Origin of the sequence: Stenotrophomonas acidaminiphila, assembly GCA_002951995.1 — a bacterium.
In the GTDB taxonomy this organism is placed as follows: Bacteria; Pseudomonadota; Gammaproteobacteria; order Xanthomonadales; family Xanthomonadaceae; genus Stenotrophomonas; species Stenotrophomonas acidaminiphila_A.
In genome coordinates, this window is the sequence record CP019797.1 from 2,217,748 (window position 1) to 2,240,703 (window position 22,956).

The following is a 22,956-nucleotide window of genomic DNA, read 5'->3' on the forward strand; positions in this document are numbered from 1 at the left end:
GACCCAGAAGGCTCCGCCCCGGCGGAGCCTTCTTGCTTTTGCATTCCCCCGATCGCGCCCTGTTCATCGACGCGATCCGCACACCTCCCCAGGACTTCCCATGAAATCGATCTGCGTCTACTGCGGCTCCAACCCCGGTGCCAATCCCCTGTACATCGAGCGCGCCACCGAACTGGGCACGCGCATCGCCCACGAAGGCCTGCGCCTGATCTACGGCGGCGGCCGCACCGGGCTGATGGGCGCGGTAGCCGACGGCGTACTGGCCGCAGGCGGCCAGGTCACCGGGGTGATCCCGCAGCACCTGGTGGACCTGGAAGTGGCGCACCAGGGCGTGACCACGCTGGAGGTCGTCGGCTCCATGCACGAGCGCAAATCGCGCATGTTCGACCTGTCCGACGCCTTCGTCGCCCTGCCCGGCGGTTTCGGTACCGCCGAAGAGATCTTCGAGATGTTGACTTGGCGCCAGCTCGGCATCGGCAACAAGCCCTGCGCCTTCCTCGACGTCAACGGCTTCTACGCCAGGCTGATCGGCATGATCGACCACATGGTGGAAGAACGCTTCCTGCACCCGGAACAACGCCAGGATCTGTGGTACGGCGACGACGCCGGGCAGATGCTGGCGTGGATGCGGGCTTATTCGCCGGCGCAGGCGGACAAGTGGTTCGACGAGAAGCTGCGCGCGGCGTTGCGGTAAGGCCATTGGCGCGTGGCGACGCGGCGGGCTTCGCTGGCGCCTCCTTCCCTGCCTGGCACGGTTCGACGAAAAGCTGCGTGCGGCGTTGCGGCAAGTCCATTGGCGCGCAGCATTGCGGCAGGCCCATTGACGCGTGGCGACGCGGCGGGCTTCGCCGGCGCAGGCGGACAAGTGGTTCGACGAGAAGCTGCGCGCGGCGTTGCGGTAAGGCCATTGGCGCGTGGCGACGCGGCGGGCTTCGCTGGCGCCGCCTTCCCTGCCTGGCGCGGTTCGACGAAAAGCTGCACGCTGCGCTGCGGCAAGTCCATTGGCGCGCAGCATTGCGGCAGGCCCATTGACGCGTGGCGACGCGGCGGGCTTCGCTGGCGCCTCCTTCCCTGCCTGGCGCGGTTCGACGAAAAGCTGCGCGCCGCGTTGCGGTAAGGCCATCGGCGCGTGGCGACGCGGCAGGCTTCGCTGGCGCCTCCTTCCCTGCCTGGAGCGGTTCGATGAAAAGCTGCGTGCGGCGTTGCGGTAAGGCCACTGGCACGGCGTTGCGGCAGGAACACAGGCGCGTGACGATGCGGCAGGCGTTGCTGCGCCTCCCTCCCTGCCTGGCGCGGAATAAACGCGCCCTGCGTTGCGGACAGCCCACCGGCCGTGCCGCGGCGGCAGGCATCCGCGCGACCGTGGTCCAGCATGGCGCGGTTTGACGGGGCACACCGCGCCGCGTTTCCGCAGGGCTCCCGGCGCGAGGCGACGCGATCGCTGTCGCCGCGTGGCCGTTCCTGTATGGCGTGGCTCGACGAACGCCGCACGGCGTTGCGGTGGGTGCCGGCAGGTGCCGGGATCGACCACGCGGCGGTGCGGCGGTTCACGCCATCCGGTACAGCGTCGCTTCGCGCGGCAGCGGGTGGCCCAGCAGATAGCCCTGGCCGAAATTGCAGCCCATGTCGAACAGCGTGCGCAGCTGGCGCTCGTCTTCCACGCCCTCGCCGATGGTCTCGATGCCCAGGGTACGCGCCAGCGACACCACGCCTTCGACCAGCGCCTGCGTGCTCTTGCCGTTGTCGGCGTGCAGCCCGGCCACGAAACTGCGGTCGATCTTCAGCGCGCTGATCGGGAAGCGGTGCAGGTAGGACAGCGCCGAATAGCCGGTGCCGAAATCGTCCAGCTGCACCACGATCCCGCGCTCGCGCAGCTGGTACAGGGTACGCAGCGTGCGCGGGGCGTCCTCCAGCAATGCCATCTCGGTGATCTCCACCCGCAGCCGTCCCGGGTCGGCGCCGGCCGCTTCCAACAGCCCCAGCAGGCGCGCGGCGAACTCGGACGAGCGGAAATGCCGTGGCGAGACATTCACCGAAACGTAGCCCGAACCGGTGCCGGCCAGGTCGCGCACCACCTGCTCGTAGATCAGCCAGTCCACCTGCTCGATCAGGCCGCTTTCCTCGCCCAGCGAGATGAACTCGCCCGGCAGCAGCAGGCCCCTGCCCTCGTGCTGCCAGCGCAGCAGCGCCTCGTGGCCGACCACGGCGCCATCGGCCAGCGACACGATGGGCTGGTAGAACGGCAGGAAATCATTGTTGATGATCGCCCGGCGCAGGTCCGCCTCGAGTTCCAGGCTCTGCAGCGACTGCTCGCGCATGGCCTCGTCGAACAGCATGCAGCGATCCTGGCCCATGCCCTTGGCGCGGTACATCGCCGCATCGGCGTCGCGCAGCAGTTCCGCGCCGGAGGTGTAGCGCGGGCTCCACAGGGCGATGCCGATGCTGCCCGACGGGAACAACTCGCGCCCATCGACCCACATCGAGTGCTCCAGCGAACGCAGCAGGCGCCGGCCGACGTCCATGGCCTCCTTGGCGCCGTCGCAGCGCACCAGCAGCGCGAACTCGTCGCCGCCCAGGCGCGCCACCACGTCGTCGCTGCGCAGCATGCCCACCAGGCGCTGCGCCACTTCCACCAGCATGCGGTCGCCGGCGGCATGGCCGATGCTGTCGTTGACCCACTTGAAGCGGTCCAGGTCGAGGAACAGCAGCGCGAACATCGGGCCCATGCCCAGCTGCGCGTGTTCGATCGCCTCTTCCAGCTTCTCCAGCAACTGCAGGCGGTTGGGCAGGCCGGTCAGCACGTCGTGCATCGCCAGGTGGGTCAGGCGCTGCTCCACGCGCATGCGCTCGCCGATCTGCGCCAGCAGTTTCTGGTTGACCTCGCCCAGCTCGCGGGTGCGCTCGGCCACGCGCTGCTCCAGCTCGGCATGCGCCTGCAGCAGGCGATTGCGGTCGCGCTGGCGCGCCAGGCTGTTGCCGATGTTGCGCGCCACGAACGCCAGCAGCCGCTGGTCGTGGGCGGTGAAGCTGACCTGCGGGTTGTAGCTCTGCACCGCGATCACGCCCACCACTTCGTCGTCGCTGAACAGCGGCACGCCCAGCCAGCACTGCGACTTGGCGCCGAATTCGCGCACCTCGCCGCGCGCGATCAGCTGGTCGATCTCGGCCCGGGTCGCGAGCAGCGGCTGGCCGCTGCGGAGGGTGTACTCGGTCAGGCCGCCACTGAAGGCGCGCGACGCGCGCACCCGGTTGAACTCGTCCACCGAATAGACGAAATCCAGCCCGTCGCCCTGCTCGTTGACCAGCGCGATGTAGAAATTGCTTGCGTCCAGCAGGCCACCGATCACCCGGTGCACCTCGGCATGGAACACCGCCTGGCTGCCTCCGCTCATCGCCAGTTCCGAGACATTGAACAGCGCCGCCTGCAGGGCCTCGGCGCGCCGCCGCTCCTGTATTTCCTCCTGCAGGCTGGCGTTGGCCCGCTCCAGCTCCAGCGTGCGCCGCTGCACGTGCTGCTCCAGCTGCACGTGCGCCTGGCGCCGGTCCATGGCGGTCAGGATGTGCTTGGCCACGAAATTGAGCACGTCGCGGTCCTCGTCGCCGTACTGCACGCCGCTCTCGTAGCTCTGCACCACGATGGCGCCGCAGACGGTACCGTCGCGCCACATCGGCACCCCCAGCCAATCGGCGCTGTCCGGGCCGCTGTGCACGGAATGCTGGTGGTCCAGCACCTGCAGCAGCTCGCGCGAAGGGCCATGCATGGTCCTGCCCAGGCGCAGCACCGCGAAGGTCAGGCTGTCCTGCATTTCCTCGAAGCGGAAACGCCGCTCCGGATGCGGCGCGAAGTTGTCCAGTTCGTCGGCGAAATACAGGAAGCGCAGGCTGCTCTGGTGCTCGTCGCATTCGACGATGTAGCAGTTGTCCGCGTACATCAGGGTGCACAGGATGCGGTGGAAATGGGCCAGCATCTGCGACATTTCCAGGTCGCTGCCGGCCAGGTCGGCGATCTCGAACAGGGCCCGCTGCAGGCGCTTGGCGCGTTCGAGCTGCTCGATCTGCACGCCTTGGCGCAGCGACACCAGCACCGCGGCGACGAGCGCGTGCGCGGTGCCCAGCCAGGCCTGCCGCTGCGCGTCGGAGAAACTGGCATCGATCTCGGCCAGCACCACGATGCGGGCACCACCTTCCGCGTCGGTCCAGCGTTCCACCACGGCCTGGCGCAGGCCGTCCGGCAGCGGCTCGCCCGCCAGCAATGCGTGCACCGGTCCGCGCAATCCATCGGCACCCGGGCTGACGCAGTCGCCCTGCCCGAGCACCGCATCGTCCCAGGCGAGCGCCACGGCGCTGCCCTGGGGCAGCAGGCCGTGCAGCGTCGCCACCACGCGGTTGGTCGGCGAATCGGTGTCCACGCGGCCGCTGCCGGCATGCAGGTCGAGTTGGCGGTGGGACATGATCTCCATGCGTGTTCCGGGTTCCGGCACTCCGGAACTCCCCTGTCGCAGCATAATGCCGCAACCCCCGCCTGCGGTGCGCCCGCGCCGGGGCTGGCTGAACCGGCGCCGGCCCGCGCCCGGCGGCGACTAGGCAGTGGCGCGGCCAGCGCTTAGGCTGGGCCGCGTGGATACCGCCCTCCAAGCCCCGACCGACGAAGCGCTGATGCTGGCCTACGCCGAAGGCGATGGCGAAGCCTTCGCCGAGCTGTATGCGCGGCATCGCGCGCGGCTGTTCCACTATCTGCTGGGCCAGCTGCGCGACCGCGCGTTGGCCGAGGAGCTGTTCCAGGACGTATGGCAGCGGATGATCCTGGCCCGCTCGCGCTGGAAGCCGGAGGCGAGCTTCGCCACCTGGCTGTTCCGCATCGCCCACAACCGCCTGAACGACCACTGGCGCGCGGCGCGGCACCGGCCCGCCGCCCCGGACGATGCCGAACAGCGCACCGCGCGCCTGGCCGATGCCTGCACCCCGGAACTGCTGGCCCACGAACAGGACGAAAGGCTGCGGCTGCGCCAGGCCATGGCCGAGTTGCCGCAGGAGCAGCAGGAAGTCCTGATCCTGCGCCTGGAGCAGGAACTGAGCCTGGAGGAGATCGGGCAGATCACCGGCGTGGGCCGGGAAACCGTCAAGTCGCGGCTGCGCTATGCGATGGACAAGCTGCGCGCGAGGTTGAGCGAATGAACAGGTCCGAACCCCTGACTCCCGAAGAGCGCGAACTGGCACGGCTGCTGGGCCGTCCCGCCGCGGGCATCGCGCCGTCGGCGCGGATCGACGCGGCCATCGCCGCGCTCGCGCGCGAACCGGCCGGGTCGGAACCGGCGCCGCGGCCGTCCGCGCCCCCGGCCACTTTCACTACCGGCGCGCGCCCGGCACGACGCGGCTGGCGCCGCGGCCTGGTGTCCTCGCTCGCCGCCGCCGCGTCGCTGGTGCTGGTTGTCGGCCTGGCCTGGCAGCTGCGGCCCACGCCACCACCGCTGCCCGCGGCGGTGGCGCCGGCGGCCGCCACGCAGGCGCGCGACGCGGCGGCATCGCCCCCGCCGCCGCCGCCCATTCCCGCCCCCATGGCAGCGCCACCGCCAAGCCAGGCCCCTGTCGACAGCCACGCACGGAAAGCAGCAGCGCCCGCGCGGGCCGCACCGGCACCGGCGCGCGCGCCGGTCGCCTCCGTGCCGCCCCCGCCGCCTTCGCCGCCGCCGGCACCCGCCGCGCCTGCGCCTGCCACGGCATCGCGGGTTGCCCCCACGGCGTCCAGCTACGCGCTGGAACCCGCCGCCGCGGCGGAGCAGGCCGCGGTGCAAGCCGAACTGCGCCTGCATTCGCCCCCCAGGACGCACGCGCGGCTGCGCCGGTCCAGGCGTCCGCCGCCAGGCGGCCCGAACCGACCGCAGCGGAGGTCGTGCCCGCCGCGTCGGCCGCCATCGACGGGGACGCGCGCCTGCCGCGCCGGCAATGGCTGCAGCGCATCCGCGCGCGGCGTGCCGACGGTGACCTGGACAACGCACGTGCCAGCCTGGAGCGTTTCATGCAGGTCTATCCGGAAGCCCGTATCCCGCGCGACCTGCGGCCGTTGCTGGGCGACTGAGCGGCCCCCCGCCGGCGGTTGCCGCGCGCGGGCCCGGTCCCGCGTCCGGCAAATGATTGCCCGGCGGCCTAGAATGTGGGCGATGCCCGACACCCTCGCCGCGCCCGCCAGCCACCTGCTGGAGATCAAGCACAGCCGTTTTCTTGCCCAGGCCATGCCGATCGGCAATGCGGCCGATGCACTGTCCTTCGTCAGCGCGGTCTCGGTGGCCGACGCCACCCACAACTGCTGGGCCTACCGCTGCGGCAACGAATACCGTTCCAGCGACGACGGCGAGCCCGCCGGTACCGCCGGTCGCCCGATCCTGGCGGCGATCGATGGCCAGGGCTACGACCGTGTCGTGGTGGTGGTGACCCGCTGGTACGGCGGCATCAAGCTCGGCGCCGGTGGGCTGGTGCGCGCCTACGGCGGCACCGCCGCCGAATGCCTGCGGCTGGCGCCGCGCCTGCCGCTGGTGGCGATGCGCAGGCTGCGGCTGGCGTGCCCGTTCAACGAACTCGGCACCGTGCATGCGCAGTTGGCCGCGCATGCGGCGGACAAGCTCGGCGAGGAATTCGACGAGCATGGCGCGCAACTGGCCATCGAACTGCCCGCCGAACGGGTGGACGGCTTGAAAACCCAGCTGCGCGACGCCACCCGTGACAGGGTGCGCTGGCTCGACGCCGGCGGCTGACGCCGGCACCGCCCTTCCTTTTTCCACTGCCACGCCCATGACCGATACCGCCACCGCTCCCTCTTCTTCCGCCAAGGCACGGCTGGGCACGCTGCGGGCGCTGTGGCCGTTCGTGCGCCGCCACATGGCGCTGTTCACCGCCTGGCTGGCGGCGCTGGCGGTGGCTTCGGTGGCCACGCTGAGCTTCCCGGTCGCGTTCCGGCGCATGATCGACGACGGCTTCAGCAACGGCAGCAACATCGACCAGGTATTCCTGCTGGTGTTCGCGGTGGTGGTGGTGCTGGCCGTGGCGAGCGCCGCGCGCTTCTTCTTCGTGTCGCTGCTGGGCGAAAAAGTGGTGGCCGACCTCCGGCGCCAGCTCTATGCGCACCTGATCGCGCTGGACGCGCAGTTCCACGACCGCAACCGCAGCGGCGAACTGGTCTCGCGGTTGTCCGCCGACAGCGAACTGCTGCGCAGCGTGGTCGGCAGCAGCATGTCGGTGGCGCTGCGCAGCACCGTCACCGTGGTCGGCAGCGTGGCCATGCTGTTCGTCACCAGCCCGCGGCTGGCGGCGTTCACCCTGGTCGGCATCCCGCTGGCGGTCCTGCCGATCATCCTCGGCGCACGCCGGCTGGAAAAGGCCTCGCGCGCCAGCCAGGACCGCGTGGCCGATGCCAACAACCTCGCCAGCGAAACCCTGGGCGCGGTCCGCACCGTGCAGGCGCATGCGCGCGAAGGCTACGAAACCGGCCGCTTCGCCGATGCGGTGGCGGTGGCAGTGGCCACCGCGCGCGGACGCATCCGCACCCAGTCGCTGGTCACCGCCATCGTCATCACACTGGTGTTCGGCGCGGTGGTGCTGGTGCTGTGGTCGGGCGCGCATGACGTGATCGCCGGGCGCATCAGCAAGGGCGAGCTGGGCCAGTTCGTGTTCTACGCGCTGATCGGCGGCGGCTCGGTGGGCGCACTGGCCGAGGTGTGGAATGAACTGCAGCGTGCCGCCGGCGGCATGGGCCGCATCGCCGAACTGCTGCAGGAACGCCCGGGCGTCAGCGCGCCGCCCGCGCCGCTGGCGCTGCCCACGCCGCTGCGCGGCGACATCCGCTTCCAGGACGTGGTCTTCCACTACCCGCAGCGCCCCGGGCAGCCGGCGCTGGACGGCTTCACCCTGCACGTGCGGCCGGGCGAGACCGTGGCGCTGGTCGGCCCCTCCGGGGCCGGCAAGAGCACGGTGCTGTCGCTGCTGCTGCGTTTCCACGATCCCGAGGCGGGAACCATCAGCGTCGATGGCATCGACCTGCGCCAGGCCGAACCGACCGCGCTGCGCGAGCAGATCGCGCTGGTGCCGCAGCAACCGGCGCTGTTCGCCTCCAGTGCGGCCGACAACATCCGCTACGGCCGCCTGCAGGCCAGCGACGAGGAAGTGCATGCCGCCGCCCGCGCCGCCGAGGCCGACGATTTCATCCGTGCCCTGCCCGAGGGCTACGCCAGCGAGCTCGGCGAGCGCGGCGCGCGCCTGTCCGGCGGCCAGCAGCAGCGCATCGCCATCGCCCGCGCCCTGCTCAAGGACGCGCCGATCCTGCTGCTGGACGAAGCCACCAGCGCGCTGGACGCGCAGAGCGAACGCGCGGTGCAGCAGGCGCTGGAACGGTTGATGGCCGGCCGCACCACGCTGGTGATCGCGCACCGCCTGGCCACCGTGCTAAAGGCCGACCGCATCGTGGTGATGGACCACGGCCGCATCGTGGCGCAGGGTACCCACGCGCAGTTGCTGCGCGAGGGCGGCCTGTACGCGGAACTGGCGCGGCTGCAGTTCATCGACTGACGACGCCGCGCTAACGGGCGCCGATGCAGGCTGGCCCGGACGTACCGGGTTGCATGCCACGCAGGAGGTTGCCGATGTCGTTCCGCCAGTTCCCCGCCACCGACAGCAACGGCGAGAGCCGCATCATCATCGAGTTCGTTCCCGAGCCCGGCAGCGCCGGCAACGGCGATACCACGCCGCGCTATGAACTGGACGATGGCCGCCACCTGCGGCGCAACGCGCGCGAATTCGTCACGCTCGACGGACAGGTGCGGCTGCACATCTGAACAAACGGCGGGCACCCGCGCGCACGACCTCCGTGCGTACGCCGGCCTTGTCGCCACACGCGCCGACATCACCGCCGGTGCGCGCATCCAGCTGGCGAATAATTGACCAGCCATCTTGACAGCCTTGCGCCGCAACGGCTGCCGGCGTTCATCCACAGGCTTGTGCGCAGGTCATCCACACCCGCTGTGGATGAATGCGCGGGACACCGCCGACAACGCCTGGCGGAGCGGTGCTGCCGGCGATGCGACCGCAACCGATGCTTTCCCCGGATCGCCGATGCGCGCCGGCCAAAAATTCGCCATCCATCTTGACAGCCTTGCGCCACAACGGCTGCCGGCATTCATCCACAGGCTTGTGCGCAGGTCATCCACACCCGCTGTGGATGACGCACGTTCAGTGCTGCAGTACCCGGCCGATGCCGGTGTGGTCGATCTCGCGCGCGGCCGCGTCCAGCAGGTCCGGCGCATAGCGCTGGGCGAAGCCGATGCGGAAATGCACCTCGCCCGCCGGCGTACGCGAGGAATGGATCGAGGACAGGCTGATGCCGTGCCGTTCGAACACGTGCAGCAGCTCGCGCAGCGAACCGGCACGATCCTCGGGCAGGTGCACGCTCATCGCGCGCGTGTCGGTCAGGTCGGCCAGCAGGTAGCCCAGGCGCTCGAAGCTGTAATTGCCATCGCGCAGCGCCTGCTCGCCCACCGCCTGGCGGTTGTCGTCCAGGAACTGGCTGCGGAAGGCCGCCCGCGCCGCGTCGCTGCCGTCGGCCAGCTGCGCGCGCAGCTGCCGCAGCTGTTCCAGCATGCGGTCCAGTACCTCGCCCGCGTGCGGGTTGCCGAACTGGATGTCCTCGTAGATCGCCGGGTTGAGCGACAGGATGCGCGAGATCACCGCCGCATCCAGTTCGAATGCGGTCGAGCGGTAGGGCATCAGCGCCTGCAGTTCGCCAAGCAGCGGCGCGTAGCTGCGCAGCACGCCGGCCTGGGCCAGGTGGCTGGCATGTACCAGCGCCTGCACCAGCGCCATCACCCGGTCGTGGTGCTCGGGCGTGGCCGGCACGCACTCGGCCTCCAGCGCGGCGTACAGCCGTTCCAGCCAGGGCTGCCAGCACGCGGCCACGCGCGCCTCGCACACCACCATCACCCGGCCCTTGAGCGTGGGCGCCTTGGGCGGCGCGGTCATCGGATGCAGCCCGGCCACGGAGGCCTGCGAGCGCAGCATCGCCGCCATCGGTGCGCTCTTGATCGAGGTCACGTCCAGCCACAGCCTGCCGCGTTCGCGCCCGCCCGAGCGCCGTACGTACTCGTCGATCAGGGCCGGCGTATGCCGGATCGGCGCCGAGAACAACAGCACGTCGGCGCGCTCGAGCAGCTGTTCGGGCGTCTGCGAGGCGGCGTCGACCGGATCGTGGCCGATCACCTCCAGCCCCATGCGTGCCTGGAAAAACCCGCGCAGCCAGCGGCCATAGGCGCCGCCACTGCCGACGATGCCGACGACCGGCGCCTGCGCCGCGCTCACGCCAGCCGCTCGGCGCGGAACCGGTGCGGCGTGCCCAGTGCCGCCGGCGCCGCCGCCAATACGTCGAACTCCTCCACGCCGTGCGCCAGCGTCGCTTCCAGCGCGGCATGCACGCCGGCGATGGCGCGCCCCACCGCATCCTCGAAGCGATGGCCCTTGAGCAGGAACGCCACCAGCAGCGACATCAGCACATCGCCGGTGCCGGCCACGTCCACCGGCAGGTGCGGCGAGGCCCAGCGCCAGACCTCGTCGCGGCCGATCGCCAGGGTCACCAGTTCGCCCGGCACGCCGGACACCGAATGCGCGATCACCCACTGCGGGCCGCGCTCAAGCAGCACGCGCGAAGCGGCGATGGCGTCGTCCTGGCGTAGCGCCGGCATGCCGGTCAGGCGACCCAGTTCGAAGGCATTGGGGGTGACCAGCCAGGCATGCGGCAGCAACCGCTCGGCGAAGATGCGCTCCAGCCCCGGCTCGACATAGGGACCGGTGTGGGTATCGCCGATCACCGGGTCCAGGCAGTAGCGCAGGTCCGGGCAGGCGGGCAGCACCGCGTCCAGCCAGTCGGCGAACGCCGCGCCGTTGGCCACGCTGCCGAAATAACCGGACACCAGCGCGCCGGCGCGCTGCGGCAGGCCGCGCTCGCTGGCTCCCTGCAGCAGTTCGGCGAACCAGTCCGCCGGCAGCACGCGGCCGCGCAGCGTCGCGTAGAACGGCGCGTTGCTGAGCAGGGTGGTGGGAATCTCCGCCACGCGCAGGCCCAGCGCGCGCAGCGGCGGCACCGCCGCGCTGTTGCCGGCATGGCCGTAGACCAGCTGCGACTGTACGGAAATCACGTCCACCGGCGAAGGCCCGTCCGGGCGTTGCCGGCGACCGTGCACGAGATGGCTGTGGTCGACGTCGTTCATCGCCGCATTCTACGCCTGCGCAAACGGTGGCCGGCGGCATGGATGCGCACGCAACCAAATGCCGGAAACGACGAAGCCGCAGCGGACTGCGGCTTGGTCATGGCATTGCAGCGATCGCGCCGGGTCAGGACGAGGTCATGCGGTCCCAGAAGCCCTTGACGCCGTCCAGGAAGGTGGCCGACTTGGGCGAGTGCTTGCGCGCCTCCTCGCCACTGAAGGTGGCCTCGAACTGCTCCAGCAGCCGGCGCTGCTCGGCGGTCAGGTTGACCGGCGTTTCCACCACGATGCGGCAGTACAGGTCGCCCTCGGTACGGCTGCGCACCGAGCGCACGCCCTTGCCTCGCAGGCGGAACAGTTTGCCGGTCTGGGTCTCGGCGGGAATGCGGATCTCCGCCTCGCCGCCCAGCGTGGCCACGCGCACGGCGTCGCCCAGCGCCGCCTGCGAAATGCGGATCGGCACTTCGCAGTGCAGGTCGTCGCCGTCGCGGGTGAAGATCGGGTGCTCGCGCACGCGCACTTCCACGTACAGGTCGCCCGGCGGGGTACCGGCCGGACCGGCCTCGCCCTCGCCCTGCAGACGGATGCGGTCGCCGGTATCGACGCCGGCCGGCACTTTGACCGACAGCACCTTGTCTTCCTCGACGCGGCCGTTGCCATGGCAGGTCCTGCACGGGCGGGCGACGATCTGGCCGCGGCCGCCGCAGTTGTGGCAGGCCTGCTGCATGGCGAAGATGCCGCGCTGCATGCGCACCTGGCCACGACCGCCACAGACGTTGCAGGTCTCGACCTTGCCGTCCTCCGAACCGCTGCCGTCGCAGTCGCCGCACTCGACCAGGGTCGGGATTTCGATGCGCCGTTCCACGCCGGCCACCGCTTCCTCCAGGTCCAGCTCCATCACGTAGCCGATGTCGGCGCCGCGACGCGCCTGGCGGGCGCCGCCGCCCCCGCCGAAGATGTTGCCGAAGATGTCGCCGAAGATGTCGCCCATGTCCGGGCCACCGGGACCGCCGCCCATGCCGCCCATGCCGTGTTCGAACGCGGCGTGGCCGTGGGCGTCGTACATGCGCCGCTTGTTGCCGTCGGACAGGACCTCGTAGGCCTCCTTGCACTCCTTGAAGGCGGCTTCGGCCGCGGCATCGCCCGGGTTGCGGTCCGGGTGGTGCTTCATCGCGCAGCGACGGTAGGCCTTCTTCAGTTCCTCGTCGCCGGCGTCGCGGGAGACACCCAGTACTTCGTAGTAATCGCGCTTGCTCATGCTCTACCTCTCCCTCCCCCTCCAGGGGAGGGCTGGGGCGGGGGTTCGTGGATGCGACAAGGGCCCGGGACCGCGATGCGGTCCCGAACCCTCACCCCGGCCCCTCTCCGCGCAGGGAGAGGGGCGCCGGACGTCAGGACTTCTTGTCGTCCTTGACCTCGGTGAACTCGGCATCGACCACGTCGTCGTTCGACGGGCCGGCCGCACCGGCACCCGGGGCCGGGCCCCCCTGCTCGCCGGCCGAAGCGGCGGCGTACAGCGCCTGGCCGGCTTCCTCCAGCGCCTTGGAACGCGCCTCGATCTGCGCCTTGTCGTCGCCCTTCATCGCGGTTTCCAGGTCGGCCAGGGCCGCCTCCACCTTGCCGATGACATCACCGCCGACCTTGCTGCCGTGTTCGGTGATGGCGCTGCGGGTGGCGTGGATCAGGCCGTCGGCCTGGTTGCGCGCCTGCACCAGCTCCTGGAACTTCTTGTCTTCCTCGCGGTGCGCCTCGGCGTCGGCGACCATCCGGTTGATCTCGTCCTCGGACAGGCCCGAGCCGGCCTTGATCTCGACCTTCTGCTCCTTGTTGGTCTTCTTGTCCTTGGCCGAGACGTGCAGGATGCCGTTGGCGTCGATGTCGAAGGACACCTCGACCTGCGGCAGGCCGCGCGGCGCCGGCTCGATGCCGGTCAGGTCGAACTTGGCCAGCGACTTGTTGTAGCGGGCCTGTTCGCGCTCGCCCTGCAGCACGTGCACGGTCACCGCCGACTGGTTGTCCTCGGCGGTGGAGAACACCTGCGAGGCCTTGGTCGGGATGGTGGTGTTCTTCTCGATGATCTTGGTGAACACGCCACCCAGGGTCTCGATGCCCAGCGACAGCGGGGTCACGTCCAGCAGCAGCACGTCCTTGACGTCGCCGGCCAGCACGCCGCCCTGGATCGCGGCGCCCAGCGCCACGGCCTCGTCCGGGTTGACGTCCTTGCGCGGCTCCTTGCCGAAGAACTCGGCCACGGCCTGCTGCACCTTCGGCATGCGGGTCTGGCCACCGACCAGGATCACCTCGTGGATATCGCTCGAACGGAGGCCGGCATCGTTCAGCGCGGTGCGGCACGGCTCGATCGACTTCTTGATCAGGTCTTCCACCAGCGCTTCCAGCTTGGCGCGGGTCAGCTTGATGTTCAGGTGCTTCGGACCGGAGGCGTCGGCGGTGACGTACGGCAGGTTGACCTCGGTCTGCTGCGCGCTGGACAGCTCGATCTTGGCGCGCTCGGCCGCGTCCTTCAGGCGCTGCAGGGCCAGCGGGTCCTTGCGCAGGTCGATGCCCTGGTCCTTGTTGAACTCGTCGACCAGGTACTCGATGACGCGGTTGTCGAAGTCCTCGCCGCCGAGGAAGGTGTCACCGTTGGTGGCCAGCACTTCGAACTGCTTCTCGCCGTCGACGTTGGCGATCTCGATGATCGACACGTCGAAGGTGCCGCCGCCCAGGTCGTAGACGACGATCTTGCGGTCCTTGTTGTCGCCCTTGTCCAGGCCATAGGCCAGCGCAGCCGCGGTCGGCTCGTTGATGATGCGCTTGACGTCCAGGCCGGCGATGCGGCCGGCGTCCTTGGTCGCCTGGCGCTGGCTGTCGTTGAAGTACGCCGGCACGGTGATGACCGCCTCGGTGACCTTCTCGCCGAGGAAGTCCTCGGCGGTCTTCTTCATCTTCTCCAGCACCTTGGCGGAGATTTCCTGCGGCGCCATCTTGCGGCCGTCGCTGGTCTGCACCCAGGCGTCGCCGTTGTCATGGGCCAGGATGCCGTACGGCACGTGGGCGATGTCCTTCTGCACCTCGCCGTCGGTGAACTTGCGGCCGATCAGGCGCTTCACCGCGTAGAAGGTGTTCTTCGGATTGGTGACGGCCTGGCGCTTGGCCGAGGCGCCCACCAGCACTTCGCCGTCCTTGGTGTAGGCGACGATGGAGGGCGTGGTGCGGTCGCCTTCCGAGTTCTCGATGACGCGGGCCTTGCCGCCGTCCATGATCGCCACGCACGAGTTGGTGGTGCCGAGGTCGATACCAATGATCTTGCCCATGGGGGACTCCTGAGGATTCGTGTGCCGGCAGCCGCCGGGTATGAACGGGATGTGGGGGATGGCCGGATGACATTCAAGCCACCCCCGGAACGCTGTTTGCCGCTGGCCGCCGGCGTTAAGGCGGCGGCCAGCCGGCCGGGGTCAGTCGACCCGGGCCACCACCACCAGCGCCGGCCGCAGCAGGCGCTCGTTGAGCAGGTAGCCCTTCTGGAACACGGTCACCACCGCGCCCGGGGCCATCCCGGCCGGCGCGTCGACCTGGCTGATGGCCTGGTGATGCTCGGGATTGAAGGCCTGGCCCACCGGGTCGAGCAGGGTCAGGCCGTTGTCGGCGGCGACCTTGAGCAGTTGCTTGTAGGTCAGCTCCAGCCCTTCGCGCAGCGGGCTGGGCTCGCTGCCGGCGGCGGCCAGCCCCGCGTCCAGGCTGTCGAACACCGGCAGCAGCTCGCCCAGCAGCTTCTCGTTGGCGAACTTGCGCGCCTGTTCGATGTCGCGCGCCACGCGCTTGCGCTGGTTTTCCAGGTCGGCGCGCTCGCGCAGCGACTCGCCCTTGAGCTGCTCGATCTCGGTGCGCAGCGCCTGGACCTGCGCGTCCTGCGCCGCGGCCATGCCCTCGGCGCTGTTGTCGGTCTCGAATTCGGGGTGGTCTTGGTTCATTTCCGGTTCCCTGGCGGTCGTTCTGCCGCCTGCCTGCTCCCCCGTATGTGGGCTGCCCCCCGGGTTTCAAGGTTCCGGCTCATCCGGTGCGACGGCCGCGCATTAATGTGGCGCCCGGAGCGCCCTTCCCGGATTGACCCGCCGCATGCACATGCTAGTTTTGCGCGGCCCCATCTTCTGCCGACCATGCTCAGACATCTTTCGATCAAGGATTTCGCCGTCGTCCGCGCCACCGAACTGGAGTTCGGGCCAGGCATGACCGTGGTTTCCGGCGAGACCGGCGCCGGCAAGTCGCTGATGGTCGACGCCCTGGGCTTCCTGTCCGGGCTGCGCGCCGACAGCGGCGTGGTCCGCCACGGCGCCAGCCGGGCCGAGCTTTCGGCCGAATTCGACCTGGACGACGGCGCCCCGGCCCGCCGCTGGCTGCAGGACAACGAACTGGACGACGAGGACCAGTGCCAGCTGCGCCGGGTGATCCGCGCCGACGGCGGCTCGCGCGCCTTCATCAACGGCCGCCCGGTACCGGTGTCACAGCTGGCCGAACTGGCCGCCTTCCTGGTCGAGATCCATGGCCAGCACGAACAGCAGGCGCTGCTGTCGCGCCCCAGCCAGCTGGCGCTGCTCGATGCCTATGCCCGCAACGACGCCGAGCGCACCGCGGTACGCGCCGCCAGCAGCCGCTGGCAGGCGCTGGTCGACGAGCGCGACGCGCTGTCGCAGCAGGGCGACGTCTCCGACCGCATCGCCTTCCTGGAGCACCAGTTGGGCGAACTGCAGCGCGAGGAACTGGAACCGGCCGCGGTGGCCGCGCTGGCCGCCAGCCACCGCCGCCAGGCGCATTCCACCGCGCTGATCGAAGCCTGCCAGTACGCCGGCGGCGCGCTCAACGGCGACGACGGCCCGTCCCTGCTCGGCCTGCTGCAACAGGTGCGGCACGAACTGTCGCGGGTCAGCCAGCACGACCCGCGGCTGGGCGAGATCGACGGCATGCTCGACGCCGCCGGCATCCAGCTGCACGAGGCCCTGGCCCAGCTGGACCGGGTGCAGGACGACCTGGACAGCGACCCGGAGGCGTTCGAGGACATCGAGCGCCGGCTCGGCCGCCTGCACGACCTGGCACGCAAGCACCGGGTGTCGATGGAGGAGCTGGCGGCCACCCGCGAGCGCATCGCCGCGGAGCTGGAACAACTGCGCGGCGCCGACGCGCGGCTGTCGCAACTGGCTGGCGAGATCGACAAGGCGGCCGCGCACTGGCAGGCGCAGGCCGCCGTGCTCACCGCCAGCCGCGCCACCGCGGCCAGCGCGCTGTCGGACACCACCACCGCGCTGATCGGCGAGCTCGGCATGGGCGGCGGCCAGTTCCTGATCGAGCTGGAACCGCAGCCGCAGCCGCGCCCCGACCCGAATGGCGCCGAACGGGTCGAATTCCTGGTCGCCGCCAACGCCGGGCAGCCGCCCAGGGCGCTGCGCAAGGTCGCCTCCGGCGGCGAACTGTCGCGCATCTCGCTGGCCATCGAAGTGGCGGCACTGGGCCTGGATGCGGTACCGACCATGGTGTTCGACGAGGTTGATTCGGGGATCGGCGGTGCCGTGGCCGATATCGTCGGCAAGAAGCTGCGCGCCCTGGGCGAGCGCCGCCAGGTGCTGTGCGTGACCCACCTGCCGCAGGTCGCTTCCAAGGGGCACGCCCATTACCGGGTCAGCAAGGCGCCGGTGGAAGGCATGACCCAGAGCGCGGTGGAACTGCTCGATGCCAAGGGCCGCGAGGAAGAGCTGGCACGCATGCTCGGCGGCGCCGAAGTCAGCAAGGAAGCCCGCGCCGCGGCCCGCAAACTGCTCGCCGAGGCCTGAGCCGGCCCGGCACGACACGGCACTGCCGGGCCAGGGCCGGGACCCGCCGCACGGGCGCCATCCGCGCCGCCGGGCCTGACCCACCTGGCAGCGACGGCCTCGCTGCCGCTGCCGGGCCGGTGCCCGCCAACGCAGCCACCGGGCGTCACGCCCCGGCGCTGCCCCTGCATGCCCTTCCCCGCCCTGGGTGCGGGAGGAGGCGCAGACCCGCTGAAACGACGACACCGGCCCAAGGCCGGTGTCGTCAGGTACGGGCGCCCGATGGCTGCTCAGCGGCGCTTCTTGCGCACGTAGAGCACGAGCGAATGCTCTTCCAGTTCGTAGCCGTGCTCGGCCGCGATCCGTTTCTGCAGTTCCTCGATCTCGCGGCTCTCGAACTCGATGATCTTGCCGGTATCCACGTCCACCATGTGGTCGTGATGGCCACCCCGGTCCAGCTCGTAGACCGCCTGCCCGCCCTCGAAATTGTGCTTGAGCACCAGGCCGGCCGCCTCGAACTGGGTCAGCACGCGATAGACCGTCGCCAGGCCGATCTCGTCGCCGCAGTCGAGCAACTGCCGGTAGATGTCCTCGGCGGTCAGGTGGTGGTGGGGGGTGTTCTGCTCGAGCAGCGCCAGGATGCGCATCCGCGGATGCGTCACCTTGAGGCCGACTTTGCGCAGGTCGTTGGATTCCATGGCCATCGTGTTCATTGGCGGTTTGACGCCAGTTGCCTCCGGTCAGATCGCGCTGGGTGCCGGGGAGTGTATCATCGCCGGGATTTCCTCATTCGCCCGTCCCAATGCGCAACCTCCTGCTGATCGCCGTTGTCGCCCTGTCCACCACCGGGTGCGGCATCATCTACAAGCAGCCCATCTACCAGGGCAACCTGCTGCAAGAAAAGTCCGTCGCACAGCTGCAGGTGGGCCAGAGCAAGCAGCAGGTCAACGCGCTGCTTGGAACGCCGTCCATCCCCGACCCGTTCCACGCCCAGCGTTGGGATTACACCTCCAGCCAGCGCGTCAACCGCCTGGGCAGGACCGAGGTGAAGAACTTCACCGTGTTCTTCGAGAACGACCGGGTCACCCGCTGGGAAGGCGACTACTTCCCCAACGAGGACGGGGAACTGGCCAAGCGCAGCGTGCGCCAGTTCGGCCCCAACCTGGCCAAGGACAAGAAGAAGCGCGGCGGCCGCTGACGCCCGCCACCGCGCACCGGATCAATCGCCGCCGCGCGCCCGCCGGCGGCGATTTTCTTTGGGGTCGGCCAACAGCGGCCTGAGCAGCTCGACGCGGTCCCCGTCCTGCAGCAACTGCTGCGGCCGCGCCAGCACGCCATGCACGGCCACCGCCCGGGATTGACCACCGGGATCGAGCGCCGCCGCCGTCACCGCGTCGGCCACCGTCGCCCCCTCGGGCAATACCAGCTCGCGCCGCAGGTAGCGCTCCGGCCAGGCCAGCACCACCTCCACCCGCACGCCTCAGTCCCCCTGCTCGGCCACGCGCACGAAGTCGTTGACCATGCGGTCGGCCAGGCCCTGGAAGCCCAGCGCCAGCGCCGGCCCGAGCAGGCGCGAGGTCGGCTCGAACTCGAGCTCCAAGCTCACCTTGCAGGCGGCGTCGGACAATGGCTGGAACTGCCAGCGGCCATGCAGGCGCTTGAACGGGCCGTCCTTCAGCTGCATGTCGATGCTGCCCGGGCGCTGCAGGGTGTTCTCGGTCATGAACCAGGTGCGGAAGGAACCCAGCCCCAGGTCGAGGCGGGCCACCAGCCGCTCCGGGCCCGCTTCCAGGATCTGCGCCGCCTCGCACCAGCGGAAACGCCGCGGATAGGCAGCTACGTCGTTGACCAGGTCGAACATGCGCTCGGCCGGCTGTTCGACCAGGGCGCTGCGGCGGATGATAGGCATGCGGGATACGGACGGATGTTCGGAAAGCCTCCGAATCGGAGACAATACGGAAATGAGCAAGAAACCCGGTAAGGATAAAGCAAAGAACGCGCAGGCCGACAAAACCATCGCGCTCAACAAGCGCGCGCGCCACGAGTACCACCTGGAAGAACGCTTCGAGGCCGGGCTGGTGCTGCAGGGGTGGGAGATCAAGGCCATCCGCGCCGGGCGCGGCAACATGACCGACGCCTACGCCTACGTGAAGGACGGCGAGATCTTCCTGATCGGCGCGCAGATCACACCGTTGATCCAGGCATCGACCCATACCGTCCCGGAGGACCGACGCCAGCGCAAGCTGCTGTTGCACCGGCGCGAGATCGACAAGCTCATCGGCCGGGTGGAGCGCGACGGCTACACCCTGGTGCCGACCGCGATGTACTGGAGCAAGAACCGCATCAAGCTGGAAATCGCACTGGCCAAGGGCAAGCAGGCGCATGACAAGCGCGATGCGGCCAAGGACCGCGACTGGGCCCGCGAGAAGCAGCGTGCCCTGCGCGCCCACAACCGCAACGCCTGAGCACGGCGGCGGCCCGGCCGCCCGCCGCATTGCCCACGCAGACGGCCCTGCCCGCCCTGCTGGGCCTGGCATCGCGCGGGTATGACAGCACCGCGCGCCGGGCGACGCCCGCATGCGTCAGCGCCCCGTGCGGCACGCCGCGCGTGATCTGACCACCAGCGATGGAAGCGCCCCGTTGCCGGCATTGCCGCCAGCGACGCGGGGCCGCTGGCATCGCATGCCGCTGCCGGCCGCGAACCGTGCCTGCTGGCACCACCGACTTGCGCATCAGCGCAGCCGGCATACCTGCAAGGTCAGGAGAACAGCGTGCATGCCGCACAGCTGGCGCAGGCGGCGTCAGCGCAAGCACCCCTGCGCGGGCGTATCTCCTGATAGATGCCCTCCAGTGGCTCCTGGGCAGTCGCGGAAGATGGCGATCACCCCAGCCGCGGATACCGGGTGCCAGCCGCCTTGATTGGCGATGCGACGACACGGGAACCGCGCCCGATCACGCCCGTCGCGCGATTGGGCCTCACGGCATCACGGCCACACGCGACGGACTGCAGGCTGCACGCAGCGCCCTTGCGCAGGCCTGCGACGCACGCTCCGGGAGCGCGTCGGCGGGCGCAAAAAGAAAAGCCCAGCCGATGAAGGCTGGGCTCTACAGATGGTGGAGGTGGGCTCTACAGAAAATGGAGCGCAAGCGGCTGATTTGCGAGGAACTTTGAATGGCAGGCTTCCGTTGTTACCGCCAAAGTTACCGCCAACGAATGCCGACTAGGCGCGCTTGGCGATGACCTCGGCCACCCATTGGTCAACCTCGGTGGACACCCAGCGGGTTGTCCGCTCCGACAGCTTGACCGGCTTTGGGAACGTGCCTGCGCGGGTACGTTCCCATACGGTGCTCTCGCCTAGTCCGACGATCTGGCAGACCTCGGCAATGGGCAAGAGGCGAACGGGAGTGGCGGCGTTGGTGTTTTGGTCGTGCATGGCTTCTCCAAACGACAAAGCCCGCGCAGCGGGGCGACCGCTGGCGGGCTGTGGTGGTTGATGGTAGGTGTGGGGTGGGCTACGCGCGATGCCTCGCCGCCCGCTAATGTGAGCGGGCAGGCTCGCGCTTCCGTGGGATGGGGTGTTGGCCCGCGCTCACTATCCGGCCAATAGATCACGCGGGGCTACGGGGGTAAGCACGCGCTCGCAGGGTGTTAGACACCCTCGCGGAAATTTTCGCTACACATTTCCGGGAGTATCAGCAGCCCAGCGGATCGCTCCCCCTGTCTCACCAGAGCATCCAGTTTGAGACAAGGGGTGGTGTCTCAATGAGACAGTAGCTAGTAGTCTGCCTCTCCCTCATAGACCTCTGCCAAGCGCTCCCCTGCTTCGCTGATGGCGTCGTCCGCCAGCAGCCTCAGGGACCGGAGAAAGGCATCACGACCGTCCCTTTCGATGATCTTTGCCATCTGGGCCGCCCTTCGCTCATCCCGATGCCGCTCCCTGACATCCTCGGGCACGTCGGCGAACCTGTCGCGGCAGGCATTTCCCCGGACGTGTTTCCACTGTGGCCAGCCCGTGCCGGGGTCGCAGGCGTCGGGCTGGTAGTCAGCTGGGGAGACCTGGGGGAGCCGCTTGACCATCCGACCCACCGTGGACTTGTCCACTCCGAAGGCTCCGCCGATGCTCCTTAGGGACTCGCCTTCGGGCAGCCCGCGGCGTCCTTGGCTGGTGGCCGCCGCCAGGTACTGCCATGCGGATTCCCGCTGCTGATCGCGATGGAGCGGCAGCTTTGCGCCGTCGCAGTTGACCATCTTGGACACCATGAGGGCTTCCGCCCGAGTAGTGCCACGGACACGCACGGGGACGCTTAGGCGTCGCGCGCGCCGGTACGCCTTCAAGCGATGGTGTCCGTCGATCAGGAACAGCCCCCATCGATCCGGCCGACTAGCAGCGGGTCTAGGTCGGAACCTGCTTCCAGCTTGCCCACCATATCGCTTACGTGCTGCTCAGATGCATCCTCCAAGCGGGACCGATCACGAAATGGGGCGAGCCGGACATTCCTAGGCTGATACATCGGATCTTCCCTGATAAGTCCGGGGGCAAGTTGCTGGACTTCCATGGCTCGCCATTCGGACAGCAGGGCCGTCAGCTTCTCCAGCGCCACGCCTACGCCCTCCGACGCCGGGTATCGGCGGCTTCGGGAGCGGGGATGGCAAGGATAAGGCGGTCGAGCACCTCCCCGTTTGTAAGGTGTCGGCCTTCTTTCCGTGACAGGTAGCGTTGCCAGTGCTTAAAGCGGCCGAAGGCGTCGATGCTGAAAGACACCTCCCGATAGACCACGGTCGCGGGTTGGGGAACAGGTGAGGGGTAGAAGTGCATTGGTGGGATTCCATGTCGATTTCTTGGGGACGATAGGTGCGCGCCTGCACAGGGTGAGGGGGTGAGCTACGCCGGCTCCCTGCATTGCTCTTTGGCTGCCTTGCCGCACTGCTTCGCCTGCTTGAAGGGCCGCAAGTGCAGTGCGAAGCGCCGTAGCTCTCCGGGGGCAGCGCTGCGATGGCGGACGCGCATTCCTGCGGGGGCCTCAGTGATAAGGTGGGCGGCCGCTATGGTCTTGCCACCGGGCAGGTCGGCGGTGACCGCGCCCATAGCAAGGAACCAACGCTCCGGGGGCAGTCCGATGCTGTAAAGCTCGGCCAGATCGTCAGCATCAATGTGCGCCTTCGCTCAGCCGCCGCCGTAGGGGGCAACTACGAATGGCCGACGCTGTTCGTTGTCGGGTCTGCATTCATTTCTCCATGGCTCCCGGCAAGCGTGCACGGCAAGACCGCCGAGGCCCGAAGGCCCAGCACTCGCGGATTACTTGGTTGTGATTAGGTGATCCGGCTGTGAACCTAAGGGCACGACCGGAGGGTCAGCATCATGTGCTGCCTGCTCCAAGAGTGACCATTAAATCGGTCCGACGTCGTCCAAGGCGGACTACGGCAGTTCTGGCGGCGTTCCCTCCAAGAGCGACTACTAAATTAATTTCCATATTGATCAGAAACTTATGCAAGTTCGACCTGCATGAGCAACCGATCTCTCTTAGGCAGGGCCTTCTTCAGGCACGCTCCGGCTGCGGCGGACCAAAACGACAGATAGGGCCGCTTACAGACAAGGACGTTGGCGACCGAGGATCAACTATGAAGCTGCTATATCGGGTTGAACTACGCCCCGCCCCCTCTTCGCAGCCCATACGCTGGGCTTTCTCCCGCTTACGGGCATTGGCAACGCAGCCTATGGGGTGACCGCCAGGATGGTCGGTACGCCGTCGTAGGCCTCGGTCTCCTCCACATAGAACGCCGCAGCGGCCCACTGGTTCGCCATTACGGCTGAGGCTCTTGCTGAGCATCACCACTGCCCGCCGAGTCCGCCGCCGCGGCAGGCAGTTCGGAGCCCACTCGCTCGGCTTGGAATCTCTTGTAGCTCTCTGCCAGC

The 22,956-nt window shown here is 69.2% G+C and carries 19 protein-coding genes and 1 pseudogene; 9 read left to right on the forward strand and 11 right to left on the reverse strand.

Going from position 1 to position 22,956, the window contains the following annotated elements:
- Positions 1–100 precede the first annotated feature (100 nt).
- Positions 101–694: a Rossman fold protein, TIGR00730 family gene (locus B1L07_09955; protein ID AUZ55359.1), complete on the forward strand. Its 594-nt coding sequence runs from the start codon at positions 101–103 to the stop codon at positions 692–694.
- An 853-nt stretch (positions 695–1,547) separates the two neighbouring features.
- On the opposite strand, the gene B1L07_09960 is transcribed toward B1L07_09955, so the two are convergent.
- Positions 1,548–4,409: a hypothetical protein gene (locus B1L07_09960; GenBank protein AUZ56540.1), complete on the reverse strand. Its 2,862-nt coding sequence runs from the start codon at positions 4,407–4,409 to the stop codon at positions 1,548–1,550.
- Positions 4,410–4,587: 178 nt separating this feature from the next.
- On the opposite strand from B1L07_09960, the gene B1L07_09965 reads away from it, so the two are divergent.
- The 5 genes and pseudogenes from B1L07_09965 to B1L07_09985 all read left to right on the forward strand — a co-directional run bounded on the left by B1L07_09965 (position 4,588) and on the right by B1L07_09985 (position 8,822).
- Positions 4,588–5,175, forward strand: a complete 588-nt coding sequence (locus B1L07_09965) for an RNA polymerase subunit sigma (protein ID AUZ55360.1) — start codon at positions 4,588–4,590, stop codon at positions 5,173–5,175.
- Positions 5,172–6,076, forward strand: a pseudogene (locus B1L07_09970) (hypothetical protein). Before B1L07_09965 ends, B1L07_09970 begins: the two are co-directional and overlap by 4 nt.
- Before the next feature lie 82 nt (positions 6,077–6,158).
- Positions 6,159–6,749, forward strand: coding sequence for an IMPACT family protein (locus B1L07_09975; protein ID AUZ55361.1), 591 nt, complete (start codon positions 6,159–6,161; stop codon positions 6,747–6,749).
- Between the two features lie 37 nt (positions 6,750–6,786).
- On the forward strand, positions 6,787–8,556 hold the full coding sequence (locus B1L07_09980) for an ABC transporter ATP-binding protein (GenBank protein AUZ55362.1): 1,770 nt from the start codon (positions 6,787–6,789) through the stop codon (positions 8,554–8,556).
- 74 nt (positions 8,557–8,630) lie between these two features.
- Positions 8,631–8,822, forward strand: a complete 192-nt coding sequence (locus B1L07_09985; protein AUZ55363.1) for a hypothetical protein — start codon at positions 8,631–8,633, stop codon at positions 8,820–8,822.
- A 394-nt stretch (positions 8,823–9,216) separates the two neighbouring features.
- Here the strand turns inward: B1L07_09985 and B1L07_09990 are convergent, their stop codons facing one another.
- The 5 genes from B1L07_09990 to B1L07_10010 form a co-directional block, all read right to left on the reverse strand.
- Positions 9,217–10,338, reverse strand: coding sequence for a prephenate dehydrogenase (locus tag B1L07_09990; protein AUZ55364.1), 1,122 nt, complete (start codon positions 10,336–10,338; stop codon positions 9,217–9,219).
- Entirely contained in the window at positions 10,335–11,243 is a 909-nt protein-coding gene (locus tag B1L07_09995; protein ID AUZ55365.1) for a pyridoxal kinase, read from the reverse strand. Before B1L07_09995 ends, B1L07_09990 begins: the two co-directional genes overlap by 4 nt.
- Positions 11,244–11,367: 124 nt before the next feature.
- Entirely contained in the window at positions 11,368–12,498 is a 1,131-nt protein-coding gene (locus B1L07_10000) for a molecular chaperone DnaJ (protein AUZ55366.1), read from the reverse strand.
- Between the two features lie 133 nt (positions 12,499–12,631).
- Positions 12,632–14,554 carry a molecular chaperone DnaK gene (locus tag B1L07_10005; protein ID AUZ55367.1) on the reverse strand — a complete coding sequence of 641 codons (1,923 nt, stop codon included), beginning with the start codon at positions 14,552–14,554 and terminating at the stop codon, positions 12,632–12,634.
- Positions 14,555–14,695: 141 nt separating this feature from the next.
- Positions 14,696–15,211 (reverse strand): nucleotide exchange factor GrpE, encoded by a 516-nt coding sequence (locus tag B1L07_10010; protein AUZ55368.1) that lies wholly within the window; start codon positions 15,209–15,211, stop codon positions 14,696–14,698.
- A 186-nt stretch (positions 15,212–15,397) separates the two neighbouring features.
- Here B1L07_10010 and B1L07_10015 point away from each other — a divergent pair, with 186 nt between their 5' ends.
- Positions 15,398–17,062: a DNA repair protein RecN gene (locus B1L07_10015; GenBank protein ID AUZ55369.1), complete on the forward strand. Its 1,665-nt coding sequence runs from the start codon at positions 15,398–15,400 to the stop codon at positions 17,060–17,062.
- 269 nt (positions 17,063–17,331) lie between these two features.
- Here B1L07_10015 and B1L07_10020 read toward each other — a convergent pair whose 3' ends face one another.
- A complete protein-coding gene (locus B1L07_10020) occupies positions 17,332–17,739 on the reverse strand; it encodes a transcriptional repressor (GenBank protein ID AUZ56541.1) in 408 nt (135 codons plus the stop codon).
- A 104-nt stretch (positions 17,740–17,843) separates the two neighbouring features.
- On the opposite strand from B1L07_10020, the gene B1L07_10025 reads away from it, so the two are divergent.
- Complete coding sequence (locus B1L07_10025) at positions 17,844–18,239, forward strand: hypothetical protein (protein ID AUZ55370.1); 396 nt, start codon at positions 17,844–17,846, stop codon at positions 18,237–18,239.
- A gap of 21 nt (positions 18,240–18,260) precedes the next feature.
- On the opposite strand, the gene B1L07_10030 is transcribed toward B1L07_10025, so the two are convergent.
- The gene (locus tag B1L07_10030; protein AUZ55371.1) at positions 18,261–18,518 is read right to left on the reverse strand and encodes an RnfH family protein; all 258 of its coding nucleotides are present in this window, start codon (positions 18,516–18,518) and stop codon (positions 18,261–18,263) included.
- Between the two features lie 3 nt (positions 18,519–18,521).
- The gene (locus tag B1L07_10035; GenBank protein AUZ55372.1) at positions 18,522–18,950 is read right to left on the reverse strand and encodes a ubiquinone-binding protein; all 429 of its coding nucleotides are present in this window, start codon (positions 18,948–18,950) and stop codon (positions 18,522–18,524) included.
- A gap of 52 nt (positions 18,951–19,002) precedes the next feature.
- On the opposite strand from B1L07_10035, the gene B1L07_10040 reads away from it, so the two are divergent.
- Positions 19,003–19,506, forward strand: a complete 504-nt coding sequence (locus B1L07_10040; protein AUZ55373.1) for an SsrA-binding protein — start codon at positions 19,003–19,005, stop codon at positions 19,504–19,506.
- 756 nt (positions 19,507–20,262) lie between these two features.
- On the opposite strand, the gene B1L07_10045 is transcribed toward B1L07_10040, so the two are convergent.
- Complete coding sequence (locus B1L07_10045; protein AUZ55374.1) at positions 20,263–20,475, reverse strand: transcriptional regulator; 213 nt, start codon at positions 20,473–20,475, stop codon at positions 20,263–20,265.
- 341 nt (positions 20,476–20,816) lie between these two features.
- Positions 20,817–21,377: a hypothetical protein gene (locus tag B1L07_10050; protein AUZ55375.1), complete on the reverse strand. Its 561-nt coding sequence runs from the start codon at positions 21,375–21,377 to the stop codon at positions 20,817–20,819.
- Positions 21,378–22,956: the final 1,579 nt, after the last annotated feature.

Coding starts and splice junctions, on each gene's coding strand:
- B1L07_09955 (AUZ55359.1), top strand. CDS start 101: ATGAAATCGATCTGCGTCTACTGCGGCTCCAACCCCGGTGCCAATCCC.
- B1L07_09995 (AUZ55365.1), bottom strand. CDS start 11,243: ATGAACGACGTCGACCACAGCCATCTCGTGCACGGTCGCCGGCAACGC.
- B1L07_10000 (AUZ55366.1), bottom strand. CDS start 12,498: ATGAGCAAGCGCGATTACTACGAAGTACTGGGTGTCTCCCGCGACGCC.
- B1L07_09980 (AUZ55362.1), top strand. CDS start 6,787: ATGACCGATACCGCCACCGCTCCCTCTTCTTCCGCCAAGGCACGGCTG.
- B1L07_10025 (AUZ55370.1), top strand. CDS start 17,844: ATGCGCAACCTCCTGCTGATCGCCGTTGTCGCCCTGTCCACCACCGGG.
- B1L07_10010 (AUZ55368.1), bottom strand. CDS start 15,211: ATGAACCAAGACCACCCCGAATTCGAGACCGACAACAGCGCCGAGGGC.
- B1L07_10040 (AUZ55373.1), top strand. CDS start 19,003: ATGAGCAAGAAACCCGGTAAGGATAAAGCAAAGAACGCGCAGGCCGAC.
- B1L07_10045 (AUZ55374.1), bottom strand. CDS start 20,475: ATGCACGACCAAAACACCAACGCCGCCACTCCCGTTCGCCTCTTGCCC.
- B1L07_10005 (AUZ55367.1), bottom strand. CDS start 14,554: ATGGGCAAGATCATTGGTATCGACCTCGGCACCACCAACTCGTGCGTG.
- B1L07_10035 (AUZ55372.1), bottom strand. CDS start 18,950: ATGCCTATCATCCGCCGCAGCGCCCTGGTCGAACAGCCGGCCGAGCGC.
- B1L07_09975 (AUZ55361.1), top strand. CDS start 6,159: ATGCCCGACACCCTCGCCGCGCCCGCCAGCCACCTGCTGGAGATCAAG.
- B1L07_09985 (AUZ55363.1), top strand. CDS start 8,631: ATGTCGTTCCGCCAGTTCCCCGCCACCGACAGCAACGGCGAGAGCCGC.
- B1L07_10015 (AUZ55369.1), top strand. CDS start 15,398: ATGCTCAGACATCTTTCGATCAAGGATTTCGCCGTCGTCCGCGCCACC.
- B1L07_10020 (AUZ56541.1), bottom strand. CDS start 17,739: ATGGAATCCAACGACCTGCGCAAAGTCGGCCTCAAGGTGACGCATCCG.